This is a genomic window from Photobacterium lutimaris (assembly GCF_003025555.1).
GTDB lineage: Bacteria > Pseudomonadota > Gammaproteobacteria > Enterobacterales > Vibrionaceae > Photobacterium > Photobacterium lutimaris.
The window spans coordinates 173,975-197,023 of record NZ_PYMH01000008.1 but is presented as its reverse complement, the minus strand read 5'-3'; the positions used below and the strand labels follow the sequence as shown (position 1 = coordinate 197,023).

At 52.8% G+C, this 23,049-nt stretch carries 24 protein-coding genes; 11 read left to right on the top strand and 13 right to left on the bottom strand.

The window, feature by feature from the left end:
* Window positions 1-11 precede the first annotated feature (11 nt).
* From C9I99_RS17125 to tldD, 3 genes are all read left to right on the top strand, one after another.
* Complete coding sequence (locus C9I99_RS17125) at window positions 12-3,896, top strand: YhdP family protein (protein ID WP_107350070.1); 3,885 nt, start codon at window positions 12-14, stop codon at window positions 3,894-3,896.
* A 66-nt stretch (window positions 3,897-3,962) separates the two neighbouring features.
* The gene (locus C9I99_RS17120) at window positions 3,963-4,787 is read left to right on the top strand and encodes a carbon-nitrogen hydrolase family protein (RefSeq protein ID WP_107350069.1); all 825 of its coding nucleotides are present in this window, start codon (window positions 3,963-3,965) and stop codon (window positions 4,785-4,787) included.
* A 46-nt stretch (window positions 4,788-4,833) separates the two neighbouring features.
* Window positions 4,834-6,282 (top strand): metalloprotease TldD, encoded by a 1,449-nt coding sequence (tldD, locus tag C9I99_RS17115; RefSeq protein WP_107350068.1) that lies wholly within the window; start codon window positions 4,834-4,836, stop codon window positions 6,280-6,282.
* 112 nt (window positions 6,283-6,394) lie between these two features.
* Here tldD and yjgA read toward each other — a convergent pair whose 3' ends face one another.
* Entirely contained in the window at window positions 6,395-6,919 is a 525-nt protein-coding gene (gene yjgA / locus C9I99_RS17110) for a ribosome biogenesis factor YjgA (protein WP_107350067.1), read from the bottom strand.
* Window positions 6,920-7,089: 170 nt separating this feature from the next.
* Between yjgA and pmbA the strand changes: the two genes are divergently transcribed.
* The gene (pmbA, locus tag C9I99_RS17105) at window positions 7,090-8,433 is read left to right on the top strand and encodes a metalloprotease PmbA (protein ID WP_107350066.1); all 1,344 of its coding nucleotides are present in this window, start codon (window positions 7,090-7,092) and stop codon (window positions 8,431-8,433) included.
* Between the two features lie 150 nt (window positions 8,434-8,583).
* On the opposite strand, the gene mgtE is transcribed toward pmbA, so the two are convergent.
* The 12 genes from mgtE to C9I99_RS17045 form a co-directional block, all read right to left on the bottom strand.
* A complete protein-coding gene (mgtE, locus tag C9I99_RS17100) occupies window positions 8,584-9,942 on the bottom strand; it encodes a magnesium transporter (RefSeq protein WP_107350115.1) in 1,359 nt (452 codons plus the stop codon).
* Window positions 9,943-10,174: 232 nt separating this feature from the next.
* Window positions 10,175-10,450 (bottom strand): HPr family phosphocarrier protein, encoded by a 276-nt coding sequence (locus C9I99_RS17095; protein ID WP_107350065.1) that lies wholly within the window; start codon window positions 10,448-10,450, stop codon window positions 10,175-10,177.
* A complete protein-coding gene (gene rapZ / locus C9I99_RS17090) occupies window positions 10,450-11,301 on the bottom strand; it encodes an RNase adapter RapZ (protein ID WP_107350064.1) in 852 nt (283 codons plus the stop codon). Before rapZ ends, C9I99_RS17095 begins: the two co-directional genes overlap by 1 nt.
* Before the next feature lie 40 nt (window positions 11,302-11,341).
* The gene (gene ptsN, locus C9I99_RS17085; protein WP_107350063.1) at window positions 11,342-11,791 is read right to left on the bottom strand and encodes a PTS IIA-like nitrogen regulatory protein PtsN; all 450 of its coding nucleotides are present in this window, start codon (window positions 11,789-11,791) and stop codon (window positions 11,342-11,344) included.
* A gap of 3 nt (window positions 11,792-11,794) precedes the next feature.
* Window positions 11,795-12,082, bottom strand: a complete 288-nt coding sequence (gene hpf, locus C9I99_RS17080) for a ribosome hibernation promoting factor (protein WP_107350062.1) — start codon at window positions 12,080-12,082, stop codon at window positions 11,795-11,797.
* 26 nt (window positions 12,083-12,108) lie between these two features.
* Window positions 12,109-13,599: an RNA polymerase factor sigma-54 gene (locus C9I99_RS17075; RefSeq protein ID WP_107350061.1), complete on the bottom strand. Its 1,491-nt coding sequence runs from the start codon at window positions 13,597-13,599 to the stop codon at window positions 12,109-12,111.
* Between the two features lie 110 nt (window positions 13,600-13,709).
* On the bottom strand, window positions 13,710-14,435 hold the full coding sequence (gene lptB / locus C9I99_RS17070) for an LPS export ABC transporter ATP-binding protein (protein WP_107350060.1): 726 nt from the start codon (window positions 14,433-14,435) through the stop codon (window positions 13,710-13,712).
* A 7-nt stretch (window positions 14,436-14,442) separates the two neighbouring features.
* The gene (lptA, locus tag C9I99_RS17065) at window positions 14,443-14,946 is read right to left on the bottom strand and encodes a lipopolysaccharide transport periplasmic protein LptA (protein ID WP_107350059.1); all 504 of its coding nucleotides are present in this window, start codon (window positions 14,944-14,946) and stop codon (window positions 14,443-14,445) included.
* Window positions 14,933-15,490 carry an LPS export ABC transporter periplasmic protein LptC gene (lptC, locus tag C9I99_RS17060; RefSeq protein WP_107350058.1) on the bottom strand — a complete coding sequence of 186 codons (558 nt, stop codon included), beginning with the start codon at window positions 15,488-15,490 and terminating at the stop codon, window positions 14,933-14,935. Before lptC ends, lptA begins: the two co-directional genes overlap by 14 nt.
* The gene (kdsC, locus tag C9I99_RS17055; RefSeq protein WP_107350057.1) at window positions 15,487-16,038 is read right to left on the bottom strand and encodes a 3-deoxy-manno-octulosonate-8-phosphatase KdsC; all 552 of its coding nucleotides are present in this window, start codon (window positions 16,036-16,038) and stop codon (window positions 15,487-15,489) included. Before kdsC ends, lptC begins: the two co-directional genes overlap by 4 nt.
* Window positions 16,038-17,009, bottom strand: a complete 972-nt coding sequence (locus C9I99_RS17050) for a KpsF/GutQ family sugar-phosphate isomerase (protein ID WP_107350056.1) — start codon at window positions 17,007-17,009, stop codon at window positions 16,038-16,040. Before C9I99_RS17050 ends, kdsC begins: the two co-directional genes overlap by 1 nt.
* 14 nt (window positions 17,010-17,023) lie before the next feature.
* Entirely contained in the window at window positions 17,024-17,992 is a 969-nt protein-coding gene (locus tag C9I99_RS17045; RefSeq protein ID WP_107350055.1) for a calcium/sodium antiporter, read from the bottom strand.
* Between the two features lie 420 nt (window positions 17,993-18,412).
* Between C9I99_RS17045 and mlaF the strand changes: the two genes are divergently transcribed.
* Genes mlaF through murA form a run of 7 tightly spaced genes read left to right on the top strand, consistent with a single transcriptional unit; the run spans window position 18,413 to window position 23,036 of the window.
* Window positions 18,413-19,237, top strand: a complete 825-nt coding sequence (gene mlaF, locus C9I99_RS17040; protein ID WP_107350054.1) for a phospholipid ABC transporter ATP-binding protein MlaF — start codon at window positions 18,413-18,415, stop codon at window positions 19,235-19,237.
* Window positions 19,234-20,016: a lipid asymmetry maintenance ABC transporter permease subunit MlaE gene (mlaE, locus tag C9I99_RS17035; protein ID WP_107350053.1), complete on the top strand. Its 783-nt coding sequence runs from the start codon at window positions 19,234-19,236 to the stop codon at window positions 20,014-20,016. The genes mlaF and mlaE overlap by 4 nt, the downstream gene beginning before the upstream one ends.
* Window positions 20,017-20,053: 37 nt before the next feature.
* Window positions 20,054-20,530: an outer membrane lipid asymmetry maintenance protein MlaD gene (gene mlaD, locus C9I99_RS17030; protein ID WP_107350052.1), complete on the top strand. Its 477-nt coding sequence runs from the start codon at window positions 20,054-20,056 to the stop codon at window positions 20,528-20,530.
* A 12-nt stretch (window positions 20,531-20,542) separates the two neighbouring features.
* Window positions 20,543-21,187, top strand: a complete 645-nt coding sequence (mlaC, locus tag C9I99_RS17025) for a phospholipid-binding protein MlaC (protein WP_107350051.1) — start codon at window positions 20,543-20,545, stop codon at window positions 21,185-21,187.
* Window positions 21,180-21,491, top strand: a complete 312-nt coding sequence (locus C9I99_RS17020; protein WP_107350050.1) for an STAS domain-containing protein — start codon at window positions 21,180-21,182, stop codon at window positions 21,489-21,491. Before mlaC ends, C9I99_RS17020 begins: the two co-directional genes overlap by 8 nt.
* 20 nt (window positions 21,492-21,511) lie before the next feature.
* Window positions 21,512-21,769: a BolA family iron metabolism protein IbaG gene (gene ibaG / locus C9I99_RS17015; protein WP_107350049.1), complete on the top strand. Its 258-nt coding sequence runs from the start codon at window positions 21,512-21,514 to the stop codon at window positions 21,767-21,769.
* A 10-nt stretch (window positions 21,770-21,779) separates the two neighbouring features.
* Window positions 21,780-23,036, top strand: coding sequence for a UDP-N-acetylglucosamine 1-carboxyvinyltransferase (gene murA / locus C9I99_RS17010; protein ID WP_107350048.1), 1,257 nt, complete (start codon window positions 21,780-21,782; stop codon window positions 23,034-23,036).
* The last annotated feature ends 13 nt before the right edge of the window (window positions 23,037-23,049 follow it).

The following is a 23,049-nucleotide window of genomic DNA, read 5'->3' as shown; positions in this document are numbered from 1 at the left end:
GGGGCAATAGTGTGACAACAGTTCCAGTTCGGCTGGCACGTGGATTGATGTGGCTGGTACTGACAGTGTTGGTACTGGCCGCTGTTGCGATCAGCGGTCTGCGTTTTTACCTTCCCCAGCTCAATGAATACCGTGAGCCGATCCGCCAATGGGTCTCCGAACAAGTCGATATGAGGCTCGAGATTGAGTTGGTTGAAGGCCATTGGCGCAACGCCGGCCCGTCTTTAGTGCTACAGGGGGTTAAGGTTAACCTGCCGGGGGCCCCCGAATCGCTGGTCAAGGTTGGCGATGTCTCGATGCAGCTCGATATGCTGGGGTCGGTGCTTAGCCTCAGTCCGGTATTTCAAGATCTCCGGATTGATGAGCTGAGTTTGGACCTTACCCGTTTGTCGGGTAACGGCAGTGAGAAAACCGCCGACTCAGAGCGCAGCCAGATGGCGACAATTGAGCGGCTGGAAGAGCTGCTGTTTGTTCAGTTGGGTCAGTTCTCTGTTCGTAATTCAGATATAACCTTAATGTCCCCGGCCGATGAGAAGCTGACGATCGACATTCAGGAGTTGAAGTGGGATACCCATAACCGCCAGCGCCGGGCGGAAGGGGTAGTCAGTATCGCCGATACCCACTTTAGCCAAATGCAAGTGATTGCTAACCTTTCCGATAACCGCTCTTGGGCCAAGATGTCCGGTGACATCTATCTTCAGGCGCGTAACCTTTCTGTGACCCCGTGGCTGAACAAGCAGCACCTGACTGATGCCAATATCATAGGTAGTAACCTTAATGCCGAAGTGTGGCTGACGTTATCCAATGGTGCCTTGCAGCAGAGCGTGGTCAAGCTCGATGACAGCTTCCTGCGCTGGCAGCTGGGCGAAGATAAGCACCAGTTCCGGGTGAAGCAAGGGTTGGTAAAGCTTCTGCCACTGGATGATGATAACGGCAAGCCGGGTTGGCGCATTGACAGTGACAAAATGGTATTGGAAACCGATGGGAAGCCTTGGCCAGCATTGGATATTGCGGTCAGTTGGCGACCGGGTGACTGGAAGCTGGCAGTGAGCAAACTTTCGCTTACCCACCTGCAACCCTTTACGACTTTCCTGCCGGATGACAGCGAGCTGGTCGATGTGCTGTCGACATTGCAGCCATCGGGCCAGATCAGCGAGCTACGGGTCGCTGCAAATCAAGGCACAGCGCCGCAGTTCTCTTTTCAGGTTCACCAACTGGGGATGAAACAGTGGGCGCTACTGCCGGGGATCCACAAGCTGGATGCTGTGGTTGCGGGCACCACCGAGGGGGGGCGCGCGGTCGTTAGCCTGCAAGACGATGAATTGCCATATGGTGAAGTCTTCCAGGCACCGCTCAATATCAATTCGGCCGATGTGGCGGCCTATTGGCAAGTTGGCGATGACGGTTGGCGTTTGTGGAGCGATAAGATAGATGTGGCCACCCCGCACCTTAAGGTCGATGGGCAATTTAGGCTGGACTTCCCGGCCGATGCGCCGTCTTGGTTGTCATTCTACGGCGAAGCGAGCCTGAGCAATGCCGGCGAGACCTGGCGCTACCTACCCACCTTGGCGCTGGGCCGCAGTCTGACCGATTACCTGTCGGCAGCGATCCGCGGTGGTCAGGCTAAGTCAGCCCAGCTGCTGTGGTATGGCGAGCTTTCTGATTTCCCCTATGGCAACCAGGATGGTGTTTTTCAGGCCTATGTCCCGTTGCGCAACGGCACGTTCAGCTTTGATACCGCATGGCCGGAGTTGACCGATCTTAAGCTCGACCTGCTGTTTGAAAATGATTTTATGTACCTCGATGCGACGCATGCCAAAACCCTGGGCGCGACGGCATCCCGGGTGACGGGCGATGCCGAGCTAAGCAGTGATGGCCACTTGAAACTGAACGTTGATGTGGCTGCCGATGGCGAGCAGGTACGTGATTATATGTTGGCAACTCCGCTGGTGGACTCGGTGGGGGCGGCGCTGACGACGGTTCAGGTCGGTGGACCGGTTACCTCGCAGTTCAAACTCGATATTCCGTTTGACGGCACCGATGTCAGGGCTTGGGGCAGTGCCGAGCTGACGGATAACCAAGTACAGCTTGAAGCGCCGCCGCTCACCCTTGAAGGGGCGAGCGGAACTATTACGTTTGATGATGACAAGGTCTCGGCGGACACTCTCACCGCGAACTTGCTGGCGCAACCGCTTACCGTGGGCTTTACCGGTAACAGCGTAGCGGATGGGTACCGGGTCGATGTTGCTCTCAGTGGTGATTGGCAAATCGAAACCCTGCAGCAACAGGTACAGGACCCGTTGTTGGCCAAGGTGAAGGGCCGCAGCCGCTGGCAAGGCAGCGTTGGCGTTGATCTCAACGATACCGGCTTTGAATATCAGGTCGGGATTGAAGCGGCCTTGGCCGATGCCGTTAGTTCATTGCCTTATCCGCTGACACTGAAGTCAGGTAGTCCTGATGCGTTTAGGCTTGATGTGACTGGCAACGGGCAGGCATTGATCGGTAAGGCAACACTGCCGGACGTACTCTACCAAGCCAAGATTAACCTTACCGGTGAGAAGCTTAATATTGATGCCAGCCAGATGGCAATTGGTCGTACTGCGCTGCGTGCGCTTGCAACCCGTGAGCACGGCTTGGATATTGTGGCCGATAAGGTTGATGGCGACCGCTGGGTTGATTTGATTTCGGCTGTTCATGACAAAGTTGAAGCAGAGGCTGCTTCCGGCAGCGCATCGGTGAAGCCGGATATTCCCGTTCCGTCCCGTATTAATGCGAAGGTTCGCCAGCTTAAATTGGGCGCATTGGATTGGAACCGGGTTGACTTGTCGGCGAACAAACTTGCCAATACATGGCAGTTCCGGCTCGATAGCCGGGAAGCAAAAGGGCAAGCACGCTGGCCGCAGGGGCAGCCGTTGGATTTGACGATCGATACCTTCCATTTGAACTTGCCGCCGAGCGATGACACGGAGATCAGGGAAAAATATAAACCGCAGCGCGATATCCCGACGGCGACCGATTTTGATCGCAATATGATGGCCAATATGCCGGAGGTTGACTTGGTCTTGCGCGATGCGTGGCTGCAGGGTTATCGTCTCGGGGAGGTGTCTGGTAAGTTGCGCCGTGAGGGCAATATGCTGGAGCTGAGAAACTTTACCGTGGACTCCGGTGCCACATCGCTCAACCTTGATGGACACTGGAGCCTTGATGGCGATCGCAGTGAGACCCAAATCGCTTTTGATATTGATGGCCAGAACAGTTCAGATTTGATGGGACGCTTTGGTATTACCGGTGGGATCCAGGGAGCGACATTCAGTACCTATGCCTCTATCCAGTGGCAAGGCGCGCCCTGGTCGATGCACCGTGAGACCTTGACCGGTGAGCTGAAGTCGGAAACTGGACAGGGGAGCATCAGCGATATCGGCGGTGCGGGCCGTTTGCTTGGATTGTTTAGTATTGATTCGCTGATCCGCCGGATGCAGCTTGATTTCTCAGGGATTTTTGACGAGGGGCTGGCATTCAACTATATCCGTGGTAGTGGCCGCATTGAAAATGGCCGGTTCGAGACTGACAATATCAAGATGCAGGCGCTTGCCGGTGACATGTTTATCCGCGGAAGTGCTAACCTTGTCAATGAGACGGTCGATGCGAGGGTGAGATTCATCCCTGATTTCACATCAGGAATTCCCGTTCTGACCGCGTTTGCGGTAGCGCCCCAAACGGCAATTTATGTCTTTGCTATTTCAACGGCACTCTCGCCTGTTCTGGATGTATTCACTCAAGTTAACTATGTGGTGAAAGGGCCGATTGACGCACCGGTTGTCACCGAGCAGTCGCGCTTTACCGGCGAGTACAATGTCTCTGAGATACTGGAAGGTAAGGATAAGGACGCAAAATAACAACAATACCCGTAGAGCAGCTACCCTTACTGGTGGCTGACTAGCGGCAGCAAAGGGAGAATGCAGATGGCTAAATTCGGTATTGTACAAATGACTTCAGGGGCTGATCCGCAGACCAATCTTAAGCACCTGAAGATGAAACTCAAAGGCCTGCAGTTGCAGGGGGCAAAACTGGTTGTGACACCGGAAAATTGTCTGGTGTTCGGTTCTAGCGACGATTACAGAGCCCATGCTGAGTATCTCGGCGAAGGTCCGCTGCAGGCCGAAGTGGCCGCACTGGCCAAGCAATTGGGGATCTGGGTGTTGATTGGCTCGATGCCTGTCCGTCAGCTCGATGGCGCCATTACGTCCACCGCTTTGCTGTTTGATGATCAGGGGCAGCTCCAGGGGCATTACGACAAGCTGCATATGTTTGATGTGGAAATTGACGATGCCCACCATAGCTACCGTGAATCCGACACATTCCGTGCCGGGCGTGAAACCAAGGTGATCACCACGCCGTTTGGCAACATCGGTTTATCTATCTGTTATGATGTTAGGTTTCCGCAACTCTATGCTGCCCTGCGTGAGCAGGGGGCGGATATTATCGTGGTCCCCGCGGCATTTACCAAAGTGACCGGCAAGGCCCATTGGGAACTATTGTTACGAGCCCGTGCCGTTGAAACCCAGTGCTGGATGGTTGCAGCTGCCCAGTGGGGGGAGCACAATGATCAGCGGGAGACCTGGGGACACTCGATGATTGTTGATCCTTGGGGGCAGGTGGTTGCCTGCCAGCAACAGGGGACCGGGGTGATGATAGCCGATGTCGATCTTGATTTGAGTAAGGCGATCCGAACAAACATGCCACTTGTTGAGCACGCAAAGTTCAGTGTTCAGCAACGTGAGGGCTGACCGGCAGAGGGGCTGGCTGGCAATGATGAATATAAGAGCAAATTAAATGACGCTGGAAACTGTAGAAAACACAATGCTGGCCCAGTCAGGGTTGGGACGTGAAGAGCTAAACCAAGTATTGGGGCTGGTAGCGGCACGCAATGTCGATTATGCCGATATTTACTTCCAGTCATGCTGGCATGAGTCTTTGGTGCTTGAAGACAGCATCATTAAAGACGGCTCGTTTAACATTGATCGTGGTGTCGGTGTCAGGGCGGTGTCGGGGGAAAAGACCGGCTTTGCCTATTCCGATCAAATCAACCAGTTAGCCTTGCAACAAAGTGCCAAGGCGGCCCGCGGTATTACCCGCAGCGGTGGTAACGGTCAGGTAAAGGCGTTTGCGCCTGTTACAGCACAAGAAATCTATGCACCGGTTAACCCTCTGGATAGCTTCGACAAATACCAGAAGATTGCCCTGCTTGAGGAAATCGACCGCTATATCCGTACCAAGGAGCCTTTGGTCAAAGAGGTCTCTGTCAGTATCAACGGGGTGTATGAGCAAGTGTTGGTTGCCGCGTTGGACGGCACTTATGCAGCAGATATCCGTCCGTTGGTCCGTCTTTCTGTCAGTGTATTGATTGAAAAAGGTGACAAGCGTGAGCACGGTAGTGCCGGTGGCGGTGGCCGTTATGGTTATGAGTATTTCCAAACCGATGAAGGCAATGGCAAAACCGTTGCCCTGAACTATGCCGATGAGGCGATCCGCCAGGCGCTGATCAATATCGATGCCGATGAGGCGCCAGCTGGCACCATGCCGGTGGTGCTAGGCGCGGGCTGGCCAGGGGTATTGTTGCATGAAGCGGTTGGCCATGGTCTGGAAGGTGACTTCAACCGCAAAGGCTCGTCGATGTTCTCGGGCCAGATGGGCCAGCAGGTGACATCCAGTCTGTGTACCATTGTCGATGACGGCACCCTGGCTGATCGCCGAGGCTCGATCAATATCGATGATGAGGGAACGCCGGGCCAGTACAACATGCTGGTTGAAGGGGGGAAGCTCAAGGGCTACATGCAAGACAAGCTCAATGCCCGCTTGATGGGGGTGGCTCCGACGGGTAATGGTCGTCGTGAGTCTTATGCGCACCTGCCAATGCCACGTATGACCAATACCTACATGTTGCCGGGTGAACATACGCCGGAAGAGATCATTGCCAGCGTTAAGCAAGGTGTTTATGCGCCGAACTTCGGTGGTGGCCAGGTCGATATTACATCGGGCAAGTTCGTGTTCTCGGCATCGGAAGCTTACCTGATTGAAAACGGTAAGATCACCCGCCCGATTAAAGGGGCAACTCTGATCGGCAGCGGTATCGAAGCGATGCAGCAGGTGTCTATGGTCGGTAACGACTTGGATATTGACCGCGGTGTTGGTGTCTGTGGCAAAGCCGGCCAGAGCGTACCTGTCGGCGTAGGGCAGCCAACCCTGAAAATAGAATCCATGACAGTGGGCGGAACTCAGTAATACCAACCTACATAAATACTTGACCAACGATTTATCCAGATTGGTATAAAAGAAAAGCCAGCGAAAGCTGGCTTTTTTGTATCGGCGTATCAACAAACAACAAAGCGGTTGTTTAGTCAGTCAGGTACAGCGCTTTGAGGTACTGGAAAATTTCGCGGTACGCTTTAGCTGGCTTACCCTGGGCCTTTTCTTTGTTGGCTTGGCGAACAAGTTGGCGCAGGCGCTGGCGATCAGCGTCTGGGTGATCAACCATGATAGCGTTAATCATGCTATCGCCGTTTTCAATTAGCCTGTCGCGCTTTTGCTCAAGCTTCTTTAGTTCGGCTGTTGCTTGGTTGTGCTTGTTGTTCAGCTTGTCCAATGCCGCTTGGATAGGCTCAACGTCAACCTGGCGCATCAGTTTACCGATGCGCTGTAGTTGACGGCGGCGCGCTTCTTTGTTGAAACGCTGGGCGTCTTTAACGGCTTCAAGCATCTCTTCATCAAGAGGCACTTTGGCGAGTGCATTAGGTTTAAGCTCAACCAGCTGTTCACCTAGCTTCTGGAGGGCATCCATGTCGCGTTTCATCTCGGATTTACTGACCCAGATGATTTCTTCTTCCGGTTCCCATGGGGCTTTTTGGTTTTTACGGCTCATAACAGGCTCATGACGATTGCATTTGGTTTTTATTTTACCAGTTTAATCGCGATTTGGGGCGCAAATTCCACCTAGGCAGTGTTATCCTAAGAGTAATACCCAATTCATTGGCTTATCCTTCACGCTGAAAGCGTGACCTGAACGGAATGGCCATTTTTGAGACGATAAGTATGGACGTGAGAGAACAGGTTGCCCAGCAGCGTGTGGAACTAGAGGCCGCAGTGGCAAAAGCTCTGGAAGTTGCCGGTCAGCAAGCTGATGCAGCGGAAGTCGCGATTAATAAAACCACAGGGATCAGCGTATCGACCCGGATGTGCGAAGTCGAGAATGTCGAGTTCAACAGCGATGGGGCTCTGGGTATCACGGTCTATCGTGGTCAGCGTAAAGGCAGTGCCTCGACGTCGGACCTGAGCGAAAAGGCGATTGCCCAGACGGTTGCGGCGGCGCTGGATATCGCTCGCTATACATCCGAAGACCCGTTTGCCGGTCCCGGTCCTGCTGAGCTGATGGCCAAAGATATCCCTGATTTGGATCTGTTCCACCCGGATGAGCCTGAGCCGGATCATGCCGCTGAAATTGCTGCCCGAGCCGAGCAGGCGGCGCTGGAGTTTGATCCTCGTATCAAGCAGAGCGACGGTGCCAGCTACGATAGTCATTACGGGATCCGCGTCTACGGCAATAGCCACGGTATGCTGGCTAGCTATGCCTCGAGTCGCCACAGCACCAGCTGTTGTGTGATTGCCGAGGGCAAGAACGGCGAGATGGAGCGCGACTATAGCTATACGACGGCACGCTGTGCCAGCGAGCTGTGGACGCCGGAAACGGTTGGCCGCCATGCTGCTGAGCGAACAGCTGGCCGTGTTGACCCGCATAAACTGTCAACCCGAGAAGCGCCGGTGATGTTTGCAGCCGATATTGCGACCGGTATGTTTGGTCACTTGGTGATGGGGATCAGCGGTTCTAACCTGTATCGTAAATCGTCATTCTTGCTTGATAAGCTGGGTGAGCAGATCTTCCCAGAGTGGCTCAACATCAGTGAGCGCCCTCATATCCTGCGTGGCATGGCCAGTACGCCATTTGATAGCGAAGGCCTGGCAACCAAAGATCTTGAGATTATCCAGGATGGCCGCCTGCAATCGTACTTGATGACGAGCTATGCTGCCCGCAAGCTTGGCCGCCAGCCTACTGGGCATGCCGGTGGTATCCATAACTGGTTGGTGAACTCGACCGGTGAGAGCTTCGAGCAGATGCTCAAGAAGATGGACCGCGGTCTGTTGGTGACCGAGCTGATGGGCCAGGGCGTTAACATCGTGACCGGTGATTACTCCCGTGGTGCAGCGGGTTTCTGGGTTGAAAACGGTGAAATCCAATACCCGGTCAGTGAAATTACCATTGCCGGTAACCTCAAAGATATGATGCAAAATATCGTGGCCATTGGGACCGATACCGAAACCCGCAGTCAGATCCAAACCGGGTCAATGTTGCTTGATAGCATGAAGATCGCGGGTGAATAACCCTCGGGATCCTAGGAGATAGATCCTAGCTCCTAGAGAGAGCTGTTTCTAGGTTCTAGGATCCAGGAACTCGCCATAAAAAAGCGAGAGCATTGTTGCTCTCGCTTTTTTTATGTCTGTCGTTTGGACTTAACGATTTATATAAACGGTTTAGACAAGAAATAGGGTCGCCAAGCCGAGGAAGACGGATAGACCGATGATATCGGTAATGGTGGTCAGGGCCATCCCGCCAGCCAAAGCCGGGTCGATGTTCATCTTCTTAAGCATAATCGGAATACAAACCCCGGCCACCCCGGCGACCAGCAGGTTGGTCAGCATCGCGCCGGCAATAATGGCACCTAGCAACAGGTTACCCTTCCAGAGCACCACTACACCGCCAATAATCGCCGCCCAAAGAAGGCCGTTGAGCAGGCCTACCCGGGCTTCTTTGCTTAATAGCCAGCGGGTGTTGGTTTCCCCGATGTGGCCGACGGCCAAGCCGCGGATCACCAGGGCAACGGTTTGGTTGCCAGCTACACCACCCATTGACGGCACGATGGTCATCAGGATGGCAATCGCTGCCATTTGTTCCAGCGTTTCTTCGAACAGGTTCGATACCGATGCGGCGGCCAGCGCGGCCAGCACGTTGACACCCAGCCAGATGCTGCGTCGCTTGGCCGACTTGACCACCGGTGCAAAGGTATCTTCGTCGTCATCCATACCCGCCATGCTCATCATCGAGTGCTCGGCGTCTTCACGGATAATATCGACCACATCATCGATCGTAATACGGCCGACGAGCTGGTTGTCGGCATCAACAACCGGGGCTGACAGCCAGTTACGGCGCTCGAACAGGTTGGCCACTTCGCCATCGTCCATATCGACCGGGATCGCTTCGTCAGCGTCGTCCATCACGTCATGGATTTCGGTGTCTGGCTGGGTGGTGATCAGGGTCGCAAGAGACAAATGCCCGATCAGTTTCTCGTTCTGGTCGACAACATACAGGGCATCGGTAGCTTCCGGTAGCTCGCTTTTCATGCGCAAGTAGCGAAGTACGACATCTGCAGTGACATCGCTGCGGATGGTAATAAAGTCGGTGCTCATGATCCCACCGGCGGTTTCCTCCGGATAGGCCAACGCCTTTTCTACTCGGTGCCGGTCGGTGGCATCCATCTGGGCCAGTACTTCTTGGTACTTGCTGTCGGGAAGGCTACGCAGGACGTAGGCGACGTCATCCGTTTCCATCCCTTCGGTGACAGCCGCCAGCTTATCCGGTGCCATCTGGGCAACAATACCGTCTTTGACGTCTTCTGAGAGTTCGTCAAGGATTTCACCCTGTTCTTCGGGATCGGTTAGCTGCCACAGAACCTGACGCTCTTTGGGCGGGGAAGCCTCTAGCAGGTGGGCAATATCTTCCGGCTCCATATCCTGGAGCATGCGGCGGACATGGACAAACATGCCGTTTTCAAGCGCTCGGTTGACTTCTTGCAGCGTTTGATGAGTTTGATCTTGATCGATGACATCGGCCATTGTTTGCAGTACCCCAAATGACTCAGATGTGAAATACCTCAGTGTACCCGCCTGACAAGTGGCGGATGACGAGATGGTATAACAGCGCAATAAATTGAATTTTAACGCAATCATCGGGGTGTGTCTCACCAGATGTGAGAGGAATTGATGAATTATTGCACTAGCGGCTTGGTTGCCGGTGAGGAGCGGCCGGCGAGGTTACCGGCGTTAACGTTTTAGGGGGTTGATCCGGTTAATTTTCTTCATCAAAGCCCGCTTCGATCAGTGTGCTGACAGCCTTGATAGCCTGCTCGGCATCATCACCTTTGGCGCAGACTACGACCTGTTGGCCTTGGGCTGACTCGAGCATCAGGAGTCCCATGACACTGTCAGCGGTGGCACTCTTTTCACCATTGCGGATGGTGATACTGGACTCGAAACTCTGTGCCAGCTCAACCAGTTTGATGGCAGCCCGGGCATGGAGGCCCAGGCGGTTTTTGATAAACAGTTCACGTGAGAAAACGGTCATTATTTGCTTTTTTCCAGCGTGCGGTGCCTCACCTGAACTTGGTGGCCTTCGTAGCGGAAATACTCTGCCAGTTGCTGAGTAATATAGACCGAGCGGTGTTGGCCACCGGTACAGCCTATGGCGACGGTGATATAGCTGCGGTTATTTTTCTCTAGCATTGGCAGCCAGGTTTCAATGAAGTTCCGTACCTGATAGATCAGTTGGCTAACCTCGGCATGGCCCGACAGGTAATCTTTGACTCCCTGATCTAAGCCCGTGAGTGGCTTGAGCTCAGGGATCCAGTGTGGATTCGGTAAGAAGCGGACATCGAATACATAGTCGGCGTCGTTGGGCAGGCCGTACTTGAAGCCGAAGGACTCGAATACCATGATCAGCTCGCGCGACTCACGGCCCAGTACCCGTGAGCGGACCGTTTCACTCAAGTCATGAATCGACTTGGTGGTGGTATCTATTACTAGATCTGCCCGGGCCTTGAGGCTGGAAAGCTGGGTACTTTCCGACAAAATTGCTTGCTCCAGGGTCATACCATGGCGTGATAGCGGGTGCAGACGGCGGGTTTCGCTGTAGCGCTTGACCAGTGTCTTGTCATCGGCATCAAGGTAGATCACATTGACATCGACGTCATCACCGAGGGTGTCCAAGGTATGGCTGATTTCTTCGGGATCATCGGGCATGTTGCGCACATCAATACTGACGGCGATATTTTGCTGGTTGCCTTGCTGGGTCTCAATGAACTGAGGAAGTAGGTTAACCGGAAGGTTATCAACACAGTAATAGCCAAGATCTTCCAATACCCGCAGGGCGATGGATTTTCCTGAACCCGAGCGTCCGCTTACGACCATTAACATCATGGCTGGCAATCCTTAACATTCATGGAGAGTGTGGCGTTCATTATGAATCACAGGTCAGGATTTGATAAAGCTCTTCGTCACTTTTTGCGGTGCGTAGCTGCTTACAAATCTGTTTGTTACTCAGTTTTTCAGCCATGCTGGACAGGGTCTTGAGGTGCTGCTGGCACTGCTCGTCAGGAACAAGCAAGGCAAAGAGCAGATCCACAGGTTGGTTGTCGATGGCGTCGAATTGGATGGGGGCCTGGCACTGGATGAGCACGGCAATGGCTTGATCGCTGCTGCTGATCCGGCCATGCGGGATCGCGATACCGTTGCCGATACCGGTACTGCCCATCTTCTCACGGTTGAGCATACACTCGAACAGCGGCTGGGGGTTTTGGTCTAGGTGCTTGGCAGCGACTTCGCTGATGATTTCCAAGGCACGCTTTTTGCTGGAGCAAGGGACTGCACTTTTCGTGCAGTCCAGGCTCAATACATTACTCAGTTGCATGATTCAGTGGTTGTTGAGCTTATCTTTGTGTTTGTTAAGTTGACGAACCAGTTTATCAGTTAATGCATCAATAGCGGCATACATATTTTCCGAATCCGCTTTTGCGTGGATTTCTCCAGCGTTAATATGTAGTGTCGCTTCAGCGACTTGTTGGAGCTTTTCAACGTTCAGGATGACATGGACATTATTGATTTTATCGAAAAACCGCTCTAGCTTATTGAACTTCGTCTCCACGTACTCACGCATGGATGGGGTAATTTCTACATGGTGGCCAGTGAGATTGATTTGCATAGACATCTTCCTTCTTGTGGTGTCTGTTAGAGCAGACGTTTTCGCTGATTGGACGGCGGGATACCCAATGATTCACGGTATTTAGCAATAGTCCTTCTTGCTACCATGATTCCTTGGTCCGCCAGAAATGTCGCTATCTTGCTGTCACTAAGCGGTTTGGCCTGATTCTCGGCGGCTACCAGCTTTTTCACCAAGGCCCGGATGGCTGTGGATGAACACTCGCCTCCGTTGTCGGTGCTGACGTGACTAGAGAAGAAGTATTTCAATTCAAAGATCCCACGCGGCGTGTGCATGTATTTCTGCGTCGTCACACGGGATATGGTGGATTCATGCATATCGACCGCCAGTGCGATATCGTTGAGTACCATTGGCTTCATGGCTTCCTCGCCATATTCGAAGAAGTCCTGTTGGTGCTCGACAATGCAGCGGGCGACTTTCAATAAGGTTTCGTTGCGGCTTTCTAAGCTTTTGATCAGCCATTTGGCATCTTGCAAATGGGTGCGGATAAACTGGCTGTCAGCCGAGTTGCGGGTACTCTTGCTCAGAGCAGCGTACTGTTCATTGACTTTGATCCGCGGCACACTGTCTGGGTTGATGGTGACCACCCATTTGCCGTGATCTTTGAATACCGACACATCAGGGACGACATATTCGGTATCTGAGGTCACCACGCGGTTACCTGGTCGTGGCTCCAAACCATGGATCAACTGCATGACTTGCTTGAGTTCAGGCTCTTTGAGCTTGGTGTCACGCATTAGCTGACGGTAATCACGGTTTGCCAGCAGGTCGATGTAATCAGTCAGCAGCGTCCGGGCTTCGGTAAGCCAAGGGGTATCCGGCTGGAAGGTTGCCAGTTGCAGCAGTAGGCATTCCTGCAGGTTGCGGGAGGCCACGCCAAGCGGATCAAATTGCTGAATACGCTTGAGGACGGCTTCGACTTCATCGAGCTCGACATCGTCATCGCCTTGGCTCTCGAGAATATCTTCGACAGAGCAGGTGAGGTAGCCTTTTTCGTCGATGGCATCAATGATGGAGGTTGCGATAGTGCGGTCGGTTTCACTGAACGGGGTCAGCTCAACCTGCCACATCAGATAATCCTGCAGGCTTTCGGTGGTTTCGCCTTGGTATACCGGCATGTCGTCATCCATGGCGATACCGGTATTGCCGGTACTGGCACTGTAGACATCATCCCACGTGGTATCGACCGGGAGATCTTCCGGCATCTCTTGCTGTTCAATGGCATCGGAAGTGTCAAATGAGTCAGCGTCAGCAGCTTCGGACTGACCGTCGTCGTTGCTGCTATCCGCTGTGTCGGCAGTTGCCGAATTCCCGTCAGCTTCCTCGTTGCCCGCTTCTTGGGTCCCTTCTTCCAGCTCCAGTAACGGGTTTGCATCCAGTGCCTCTTGGATTTCCTGTTGCAAATCCAGAGTCGATAACTGCAACAAGCGAATAGCTTGCTGGAGCTGAGGCGTCATTGCCAATTGTTGACCAAGTTTAAGCTGGAGCGAGGTTTTCATATTATTGTATGTACCTTTATTTTTATCGCTGGTTTTTGCTGCCTTGTACCCGAAATAGTGACCGAATCCTCTGCGTTCACAGTGGCTTCAATCAAACCTCTATAAATTAACTATAGACGGAACTGGTCGCCCAGATAGACTCGTTTCACATGTTCATCATTGAGTACTTCAGATGGCGTACCGTGAGCAATCAGTTGTCCTTGGCTGACAATATAGGCTTGCTCGCAGACATCCAGTGTTTCCCTAACATTATGATCGGTGATCAGTACGCCAAGGCCACGATCGCGCAAATGTTCGATGATTTTCTTGATGTCGATCACAGATATAGGGTCAACGCCGGCAAAAGGCTCATCGAGCAGGATGAATTTCGGGTTGGCGGCCAATGCCCGTGCAATTTCTACTCGCCGCCGCTCACCCCCTGATAGTGCCATACCCAAGCTGTTACGAATGTGCTGTATGTTGAATTCATCCAACAATTCTTCCAGTTTTTCCTGGCGCTCAAGCTTTGACAGCTCTTTGCGGGTTTGCAGAACAGCCATCAGGTTATCGTGGACCGATAGCTTGCGGAAGATCGACGCTTCCTGCGGCAAGTAGCCAATCCCCATTCGTGAACGGTTATGCATCGGCTGCAGGCTGATGTCAGTATCGTCAATGGTGATGGTGCCCTCATCACGAGCCACCAGGCCGACAATCATGTAGAACGAGGTGGTCTTGCCCGCGCCGTTGGGGCCGAGCAGGCCGACAATCTTGCCCGACTCGACTTTGAGGCTAACATCAGAAACCACTTTGCGGCCGCTGTAGCTTTTGGCTAGGTGTTGTGCTTTTAAGGTTGCCATAGCGTGGTTACTTCTTGTCGTTGTTCAACTGGTTCGGCTGAAGGATCGTGGTGACACGCTGCTTCTTGCTGCTTTCGGCCACCAATTTCTGCTGGTCGATACGGTAGCTGATCACATTACCTTTAATTTCGCTGCCTTCTTGGATCAGGATGGCCTCTTCGGTCATCTTGAGGAACTCGGTCGCGGTCTCGTAGCGCATTTTATTGGCTGAGCCATCAATTGGCTTGCCGTCATCCATCAGCTGGTGGAATGTCGCTGGATTGCCGAAAGCATCAATGGTTTCTTTGCCTTCCTGGCCACCAGGACGGGTGACAACCACTCTGTCGGCGCGGATATCGATACTGCCTTGGCGCAGGATGACATTGCCGGTGAAGGTCACGACATTCTTCTGAATATCCAACTCCTGGTTGTCTGAGTCGATATAGATAGGCTGCTCGGTGTCATTACTCAATGCCCAACTGGCTGTGCTCAGGCACAGGCAGAGCAGGGTCGTTAATTTATAGCGCTTCATATCTACCTTTTACATTATTTAATAAGGTGGCGATGTTACGGTCCATGTTGCCTTTCATGCCTGTCCCTTCATTTTGGAAGGCATCACCGGTAATAATGACATGATCCGGTGTGTTGAAATCCTTGCTGACCAAATTCAGTCGCAAGGTATCGGTCTGAATGACGCGAACGGCGGAGTCTGGTAACAAGTTGAAGATACGGACATTACCTGTCATTTGCAGGATATGGTTTTTATCCAGCCGCGCTTCATTGGCGCTGATCCGCCATTCGGTTTCACTGCCGTTCTTGTATACCCACAACACCGGTTCGACAAAATCAGTATTGCCGCTCTGGCTGAAATGCTCGAGGTAATCGGCATCAATTTGGTAGCTGCGCAGCCCAGATTCATTGAAGGATGTATTAACAACAGACTTACCGGTGAAAATCGGCTTTTCTGCATCCGGGGCGATCTGGATGTCCTCCGCCCAGTGCTTCTCAAGTAGGTAATAGCCTGTCCATGCACAAAAGACAATCAGCAGCGCATAGAGTAGCCGTTGTAAGCTCATATACTTAAGCCTTTATGTTTATCTAATTCCCCGCGGGCTTCAAGGATCAGATCACACACTTCGCGCACGGCACCGAATCCGCCCTGGATTCGGGTGACAAAGTCTGCCCGCTGGGCCAATAGGGGGTGGCCGTCGGCCACACAGACGGAAAGACCGATTTTTTCCATTACTGGCCAATCAATCAAATCATCGCCGACATAGGCGGTGTGTTCCGGTGCGATACCAAGGTTGGCAATGATATCCTCGTAGGCAGCCAGTTTATTGTCCTGCCCTTGATAGACGTGTTTGATCCCAAGGGCCGACATCCGGTTCTCGACAATTGCCGATTTACGGCCGGTGATAATCGCCACTTCGATACCGGCACCCATCAAGGATTTGATGCCATAACCGTCGCGGGTATGGAAGGTCTTTAGTTCTTCTCCGTCATTGCCCATATAAATGCGGCCGTCAGAAAAGACACCGTCGACATCGCAGATCAGCAGCTGGATGGTGCGGGCATGGGAGAAAACAGCTTGGCTGACTGGGCCGTATAGGGTCTCGATTTGCATTACATCACTCCCGCTTTCAGTAAATCATGCATGTTTAGCGCGCCGACCAGTACACCGTTATCGGTGACTAGAATGCCGCTGATCTTGCGATCTTCCATCAGTTTCAGACCTTCGGCCGCGAGCACGTCAGCGCTGATTGTCGCTGGGCTGCGGGTCATCACCTCACCGATAGCCGTGTTGTGGATATCAACACGGTTATCCAGTAGGCGGCGGAGATCACCATCGGTAAAGATACCAAGCAGTTGCTGCTCTTTATCAATGATAGCCGTCATTCCCAAGCCTTTGCGAGAGACTTCCAGTAACGCATCCTTGATCAGCGCCTGTTCACTGACTGCCGGCAGACGTTCACCGGTGTGCATGATATCGCTGATTCGCAGCAGTAATTTTCGGCCCAATGCGCCGCCCGGGTGGGATAGAGCAAAGTCGTCAGCAGTAAAGCCACGGGCTTCCATCAAGGCAATGGCCAAGGCATCACCCATCGCCAACGTTGCGGTGGTGCTGGACGTCGGTGCCAAGTTGAGCGGGCAGGCTTCTTTGTTAACCGTGATCTGCAAGTGGATCTGCGACAGTTTCGCCATGCTTGATTCCGGCTTGCCGGTCATGCTGATCAGTGGAATGCCCAAGCGTTTGATCACCGGCAGCAGAGTCAGGATTTCCGATGCTTCCCCTGAATTGGAGATAGCAAGCACCACGTCGCCTTTCTCGATCATTCCTAAATCACCGTGGCTGGCTTCGCCCGGGTGGACAAAAAAGGCCGGTGTACCGGTACTTGCCAGAGTTGCCGCCATTTTGTTGCCAATATGGCCGGACTTTCCCATTCCCATGACAATGACTTTGCCATTGCATCCACTGATCAATTGGCAAGCCTCGGTGAAGCTACCATTGATGTAGTGGGTCAGCCCTCTGAGTGCATCTGCCTCAATTTCAATAACTTTTCGGCCAATTTCGCAATAATCAAACGCTGTAGACATAGTATTCCTCTCCATTAGGCCGCTAGATTATAAAACAGATAACCTTGATAGGCGATAAACGTTGCCAGCAGGATGAAACCTTCTACGCGGTTGATTCGGCGACGTTTTCCAAGCGCCATTAGCACCAGCAATACCGATACACCCAACATGACGTAGTAGTCACGGCCCATCGCCAGCGGGCTTAGGGTTGACGGGTTGAGCAAGCCCGGGATCCCCATCACCGCCAGAATGTTGAATACGTTGGAGCCGATGATGTTACCGACCGCCATATCATCCTCACCTTTGAACAGGCTGGCAATCGAAGCCGCCAACTCTGGCAGGCTGGTGCCAATGGCGATAATCGTCAGGCCGATCACCAGATCGCTCATGCCGAAATACTTGGCTATGATCACGGCCGAGTCGACTAGCATGCTCGCGGCAAAAGGCAATAGAACCAAGCCAATCAGGGTCCACATGATGGCTTTGGGGTTGCTGACCCCGTCAGGGATTTCGGACTCCTGCTCTTCAACCAATGGATCGCCGCCGGTCACTTTGGCATTACGGCTGATTTTCAGCATCGTGAGCAAAAAGGCTACAAACAGCACGACCAGCAGCACCCCCTCAAGGAAGCCAAGGTGGTTGTCCCACAGCAGTACGCCAGCAATCAGAGTGACCCCCATCATCAGCGGCAACTCACGACGGATAATGCCCGAGCTGATAGATAGTGGTTTGATCAATGCCGTGATACCGAGGATAAGCGCAATATTGGCGATATTGGAGCCCAGCACATTTCCGACTGCGGTGTCTGTTTTACCTTCCAAGGCGGCGGTTGCCGATACCATCATTTCTGGGGCAGAAGAGCCCATCGCCAGAATGGTCATACCTATGACAAGTGGTGTAACACCAAGATTTTTCGCAAGCGCCGCAGCGCCATAAACAAGTCGATCTGCGCTCCATACCAGTAAAGTCAGTCCGATACAGAGAAACACGATGGCTTCGAGCATTGTTATCCCTTTTGTAAAAGTGTGCTGGGATTGAATCACTACTGCATGCCGGATGTGGGACAGCGATCCAATTGGGGGTGATAAATATAAGAGACTAATTTTGACGGTTCAGCCATGAAAAAGAAAGCAAAAGGGATGAGAAATTCATTAATAGGGCTGGATTTTTATGGCCTTGGAGCAGCGCCGCAGTAGGGCGGGGCGGATCCGACCCAAAGAGGGGGCGTTTTGGGCTGGCGTATGCCGTGATTGTCTATCAGGCCGAGAAATCACAGACTTCTTACAGTTCATCCCTTGAGTTGGTTGCATAATCTACCTATCATCAAAGACATAAAGATAACTAATTAATTCTATTCATATAATGTCGCTTGTTATGCTAATAGGGCGGCAATTTGACAGGCAGGACTGCCAAATAAGGTAACTATGGAGCAGACAGAGGCGCTGGTTTCCATCCGGCATATGACCTTTTCCCGTGGCGAGCGAAAAATTTTCGATGATGTGTCATTGGATGTACCCAGGGGCAAAGTGACGGCGATTATGGGGCCGTCGGGGATCGGTAAGACCACCTTGCTGCGGCTGATCGGGGGGCAGATTGTACCGGATTGCGGTGAGATCTGGTTCGAAGACTGGAATATTCCTGCCCTTGGCCGCAATGAGTTGTATCAGGCCCGTAAGAAAATGAGCATGTTGTTCCAATCCGGGGCGCTGTTCACGGATATGACGGTATTTGACAATATTGCGTTTCCGCTGCGAGAACATACTGAATTACCGGACGATTTGTTGCGTACTTTGGTCTTGCTCAAGCTTGAGGCCGTGGGGTTGCGCGGTGCCGCTCAGTTAATGCCGAGCGAACTCTCTGGGGGGATGGCCCGACGGGCTGCCCTGGCAAGGGCGATAGCCCTTGATCCTGAGCTCATCTTGTATGATGAACCTTTTGTTGGCCAAGACCCGATCACCATGGGCGTGCTGGTAAAACTGATCCGCGATCTTAATCAGGCGCTCGGTATCACGTCGGTGATTGTTTCCCATGATGTGCCCGAGGTGATGAGTATTGCCGATCATGTTTATATTCTTTCCGGTAGCCAAGTCATCGGTCAGGGCACACCGGAGGAGTTACTGGCAAACCCTGATCCGCGTATTCGTCAGTTTATAGATGGCCACGCCGATGGGCCGGTGCCGTTCCGCTACCCCGCCCAGCCCATTGAGCAGGAGTTGTTTGCGGATGATGGCAAGGAGCAACACGCATGATCACTGAGTATGTTTCCCGTCAGGGCCGGCGGGCACTGGATATGTTCCAGACCATGGGCCGGGCGACGCTGGTGCTTTACGGCGCGCTGGTCAGTCGGCCACAGCCCGGCAGGATGTTCCCGTTGTTGCTGCGTCAGCTGTATTCGGTTGGCGTGCTGTCGGTAGCGATTATTTTGGTCTCCGGCCTGTTTATCGGGATGGTGCTGAGCCTGCAAGGCTATATTGTGCTGGTGGACTTCGGGGCTGAAACCAGTCTTGGCCAGATGGTTGCCTTGTCTTTGTTACGAGAGCTAGGGCCTGTGGTGACCGCTTTGCTGTTCGCCGGACGGGCTGGCTCGGCGTTGACTGCTGAGATCGGCTTGATGAAAACCACCGAGCAGCTGTCGAGCATGGAGATGATGGCGGTGGATCCACTGCGCCGGGTGATTGCCCCACGTTTCTGGGCCGGCGTTATTTCGATGCCGCTGCTGACGATGCTGTTCTGCGCCGTAGGCATTTGGGGAGGCCAGTTGGTGGGGGTTGACTGGAAAGGGATTGATTACGGCAGCTTCTGGTCGGTGATGCAGTCTTCGGTTGACCTTGGCTATGACATTGGTAACAGCATTATCAAGTCGGTGGTGTTTGCCATTACCGTCACATGGATTGCGGTGTTCAATGGGTACGATGCGGTGCCGACCTCCGAAGGGATCAGCCGGGCAACGACCCGTACTGTGGTGAATTCTTCTTTGGCTGTCCTGGGCTTGGATTTCGTCCTAACCGCCTTGATGTTCGGCAACTGATACAGCCGTAATGCGTTAATACAACAGGAAAAAACTGATGCAGCAAACGAAAAAACTAGAATTATGGGTAGGCAGCTTTGTATTGGCTGGTCTGGCTGCCCTGCTGGTGTTGATCTTCAAGGTTGCCGATGTCCAGAATTTGGGTGGCTCGGAAACCTACACCCTCGAGGCGCACTTCGACAATATCGGCGGCTTGAAAGTCCGCTCGCCGATCAAGGTCGGTGGGGTGACGGTGGGGAAAATTACCAAGATTAGCTTAGACACGGACACCTATGTGCCGGTGGTGACGCTAGCGATAGAGAAAAAATTCGGCTATTTCCCCGAGACCAGTTCGGCGGCCATTTTGACCTCCGGCCTATTGGGTGAGCAGTACCTTGGGCTTTCCCCTGGCTTTATTGATGAAGATATTGAAATGCTCCGGGAAGGGGATTTGATTGAAGACACCCGATCGGCGCTGGTGTTGGAAGATATGATTGGCCAGGTGCTTTACAGCATCGGCGGCGACAGTAATTAAGAGGGCACACCTATGAAATGGTTTCGTTATGTACTTATGATGTTTGTCTGCCTGCCGCTGGTTTCGCAGGCCGCTGTGGTCGACAAGACCAACCCTTACACCATGATGGATCAGGTATCGAGGACGACGTTTGCCCGCTTGAAGTCGGAGCAGAGTTTAATCCAGCAGAACCCCGAGCGTTTGCGTACTGTCGTAAAGCAAGAATTGCTGCCTTATATCAACACTCGCTATGCCGCTTACAAGGTCTTGGGTCCCCAGTTGCAAAAAACCACGGCGCAGCAACGTAATGATTTTGTGGCCGCGTTCACTGACTACCTGGTAGCCTCCTATGCCCAAGTGCTGACCCAGTACACGGATCAGGACATTGAAATCGAGTCGCCAAAGCCGATCCCGGCCAACCGCACTGTTGTGTCTGTCCGAGTGGATATCGTTGATACCAAACGTCCGCCAATCCGCCTGGATTTCAAATTGCGTAAGAACAAGAAAACCGGCGAGTGGCAGGGCTTTGACATGGTGGCAGAAGGGGTCAGTATGATCTCGACCAAACAGAGCGAGTGGAATGGGCAACTGCGTAGCCAAGGTGTTGATGCTGTGACCCAAGATCTGAAGCGCTTGTCAGCCAAGCCAATCCGCCGTGAGTCAGAAAACAATGACTAAGCAAAAGATTGGGTGGCAAGCTCAGGAAAATGGTCTTTACTGCTTGTCAGGGGCATTGGAACGTGACACAGTTCCAGCTTTTTGGCAGCAACGCCATGAATGGATGCCGCAGGATAGCACTGTGCAGCTGGACCTGGCTGCGGTCGGTCGGATAGATTCTGCCGGCATGGTGATGTTGCTACACGTATACCAACAGCTGAGCCAAAATGGGTCTGAGCTGAAAATATTAAATGTGCCAGAGCAGCTTGTCACGCTGCTTCGTCTGAGTCACGTTGAGTCAATGTTAGCTGCTTGCATTGAATGAGCAGCGAAAGAGGATAGCTTGTGGAAATCTCTGAAATTAAGAATATTCTAGAAAATGCTCTGGAGCTTGACGAAGTGATCGTCAAGAGCGACGGCAGCCACTACGAAGTGATTGCTGTTGGCGCCATGTTTGAAGGTATGAATCGTGTTAAAAAACAGCAGGCTATCTACAGCCCGCTGATGGGACAGATCGCAGCGAATGAAATTCATGCGTTAAGCATCAAAACGTACACGCCTGAAGAATGGGCTCGTGACAAAAAATTGATGTCCCTGTCTTAAGAGGTTAATGATGCAGAAGTTTCGAATCCAGGGCGGTGGCCCATTGAGTGGCGAAGTCTCCATTTCTGGTGCTAAGAATGCAGCATTGCCTATTTTGTTCGCAGCCCTATTGGCCGAAGAGCCAGTAGAAGTAGCGAATGTACCAAAGCTACGTGATATCGACACCACCATGGAGCTGCTGAGCCGCTTGGGCGCTAAAGTCTCCCGTAATGGTTCAGTCCATGTGGATGCCGGCCCGGTTAATGAGTTTTGTGCGCCGTATGACTTGGTGAAAACCATGCGTGCATCTATTTGGGCGTTGGGCCCGCTAGTGGCACGCTTTGGTCAAGGGCAGGTATCCCTGCCGGGTGGCTGTGCGATCGGTGCTCGTCCTGTGGATCTGCATATCCACGGTCTTGAGCAGCTGGGTGCACAAATCACGTTGGAAGAAGGTTATGTGAAAGCCTCCGTTGATGGCCGCCTGAAAGGTGCCCACATTGTGATGGATAAAGTCAGCGTGGGTGCGACCGTGACTATCATGTCTGCGGCGACACTGGCTGAAGGTACAACCGTTATCGAAAATGCAGCCCGTGAGCCGGAAATTGTCGATACGGCTGACTTCCTTAATACGCTGGGTGCGAAGATTACTGGTGCCGGGACCGATACTATCACTATCGAAGGTGTTGAGCGTTTGGGTGGCGGTTACCACGAAGTGGTCGCTGACCGTATCGAAACCGGTACATTCTTGGTGGCTGCTGCTGTCTCTGGCGGTAAGATCATGTGTCGCAATGCCCGTCCATCACTGATGGAAGCGGCGTTGGCTAAGCTTGAAGAAGCCGGTGCCAAAGTTGAAACTGGTGATGACTGGATCAGTTTGGACATGACTGACCGTGAGCTAAAAGCCGTTAACATCCGTACGGCTCCGCATCCAGGTTTCCCAACAGACATGCAGGCGCAGTTCTCGTTGCTGAACTTGATAGCGAAAGGGACAGGGATCATCACCGAGACGATTTTCGAGAACCGTTTCATGCATATCCCTGAGCTGATCCGTATGGGAGCTCATGCCGAAATTGAAGGCAACACGGTGATCTGCGGTGATACCGATGGTCTGAGCGGTGCTCAGGTAATGGCAACGGACTTGCGTGCTTCTGCCAGCCTAGTGATTGCCGGTAGTATCGCGAAAGGCGAGACGATTGTAGATCGTATCTACCATATCGACCGTGGCTACGAGCATATCGAAGCCAAGTTCAGCGCCCTAGGTATGAACATCGAGCGTTTCAGCGAGTAATATACATTACCGT

Excerpts from the sequence above, each read along its gene's own strand:
- C9I99_RS17120 (WP_107350069.1), top strand. The coding sequence starts at position 3,963 with ATGGCTAAATTCGGTATTGTACAAATGACTTCAGGGGCTGATCCGCAG.
- tldD (WP_107350068.1), top strand. The coding sequence starts at position 4,834 with ATGACGCTGGAAACTGTAGAAAACACAATGCTGGCCCAGTCAGGGTTG.
- yjgA (WP_107350067.1), bottom strand. The coding sequence starts at position 6,919 with ATGAGCCGTAAAAACCAAAAAGCCCCATGGGAACCGGAAGAAGAAATC.
- pmbA (WP_107350066.1), top strand. The coding sequence starts at position 7,090 with ATGGACGTGAGAGAACAGGTTGCCCAGCAGCGTGTGGAACTAGAGGCC.
- mgtE (WP_107350115.1), bottom strand. The coding sequence starts at position 9,942 with ATGGCCGATGTCATCGATCAAGATCAAACTCATCAAACGCTGCAAGAA.
- C9I99_RS17095 (WP_107350065.1), bottom strand. The coding sequence starts at position 10,450 with ATGACCGTTTTCTCACGTGAACTGTTTATCAAAAACCGCCTGGGCCTC.
- rapZ (WP_107350064.1), bottom strand. The coding sequence starts at position 11,301 with ATGATGTTAATGGTCGTAAGCGGACGCTCGGGTTCAGGAAAATCCATC.
- ptsN (WP_107350063.1), bottom strand. The coding sequence starts at position 11,791 with ATGCAACTGAGTAATGTATTGAGCCTGGACTGCACGAAAAGTGCAGTC.
- hpf (WP_107350062.1), bottom strand. The coding sequence starts at position 12,082 with ATGCAAATCAATCTCACTGGCCACCATGTAGAAATTACCCCATCCATG.
- C9I99_RS17075 (WP_107350061.1), bottom strand. The coding sequence starts at position 13,599 with ATGAAAACCTCGCTCCAGCTTAAACTTGGTCAACAATTGGCAATGACG.
- lptB (WP_107350060.1), bottom strand. The coding sequence starts at position 14,435 with ATGGCAACCTTAAAAGCACAACACCTAGCCAAAAGCTACAGCGGCCGC.
- lptA (WP_107350059.1), bottom strand. The coding sequence starts at position 14,946 with ATGAAGCGCTATAAATTAACGACCCTGCTCTGCCTGTGCCTGAGCACA.
- lptC (WP_107350058.1), bottom strand. The coding sequence starts at position 15,490 with ATGAGCTTACAACGGCTACTCTATGCGCTGCTGATTGTCTTTTGTGCA.
- kdsC (WP_107350057.1), bottom strand. The coding sequence starts at position 16,038 with ATGCAAATCGAGACCCTATACGGCCCAGTCAGCCAAGCTGTTTTCTCC.
- C9I99_RS17050 (WP_107350056.1), bottom strand. The coding sequence starts at position 17,009 with ATGTCTACAGCGTTTGATTATTGCGAAATTGGCCGAAAAGTTATTGAA.
- C9I99_RS17045 (WP_107350055.1), bottom strand. The coding sequence starts at position 17,992 with ATGCTCGAAGCCATCGTGTTTCTCTGTATCGGACTGACTTTACTGGTA.
- mlaF (WP_107350054.1), top strand. The coding sequence starts at position 18,413 with ATGGAGCAGACAGAGGCGCTGGTTTCCATCCGGCATATGACCTTTTCC.
- mlaE (WP_107350053.1), top strand. The coding sequence starts at position 19,234 with ATGATCACTGAGTATGTTTCCCGTCAGGGCCGGCGGGCACTGGATATG.
- mlaD (WP_107350052.1), top strand. The coding sequence starts at position 20,054 with ATGCAGCAAACGAAAAAACTAGAATTATGGGTAGGCAGCTTTGTATTG.
- mlaC (WP_107350051.1), top strand. The coding sequence starts at position 20,543 with ATGAAATGGTTTCGTTATGTACTTATGATGTTTGTCTGCCTGCCGCTG.
- C9I99_RS17020 (WP_107350050.1), top strand. The coding sequence starts at position 21,180 with ATGACTAAGCAAAAGATTGGGTGGCAAGCTCAGGAAAATGGTCTTTAC.
- murA (WP_107350048.1), top strand. The coding sequence starts at position 21,780 with ATGCAGAAGTTTCGAATCCAGGGCGGTGGCCCATTGAGTGGCGAAGTC.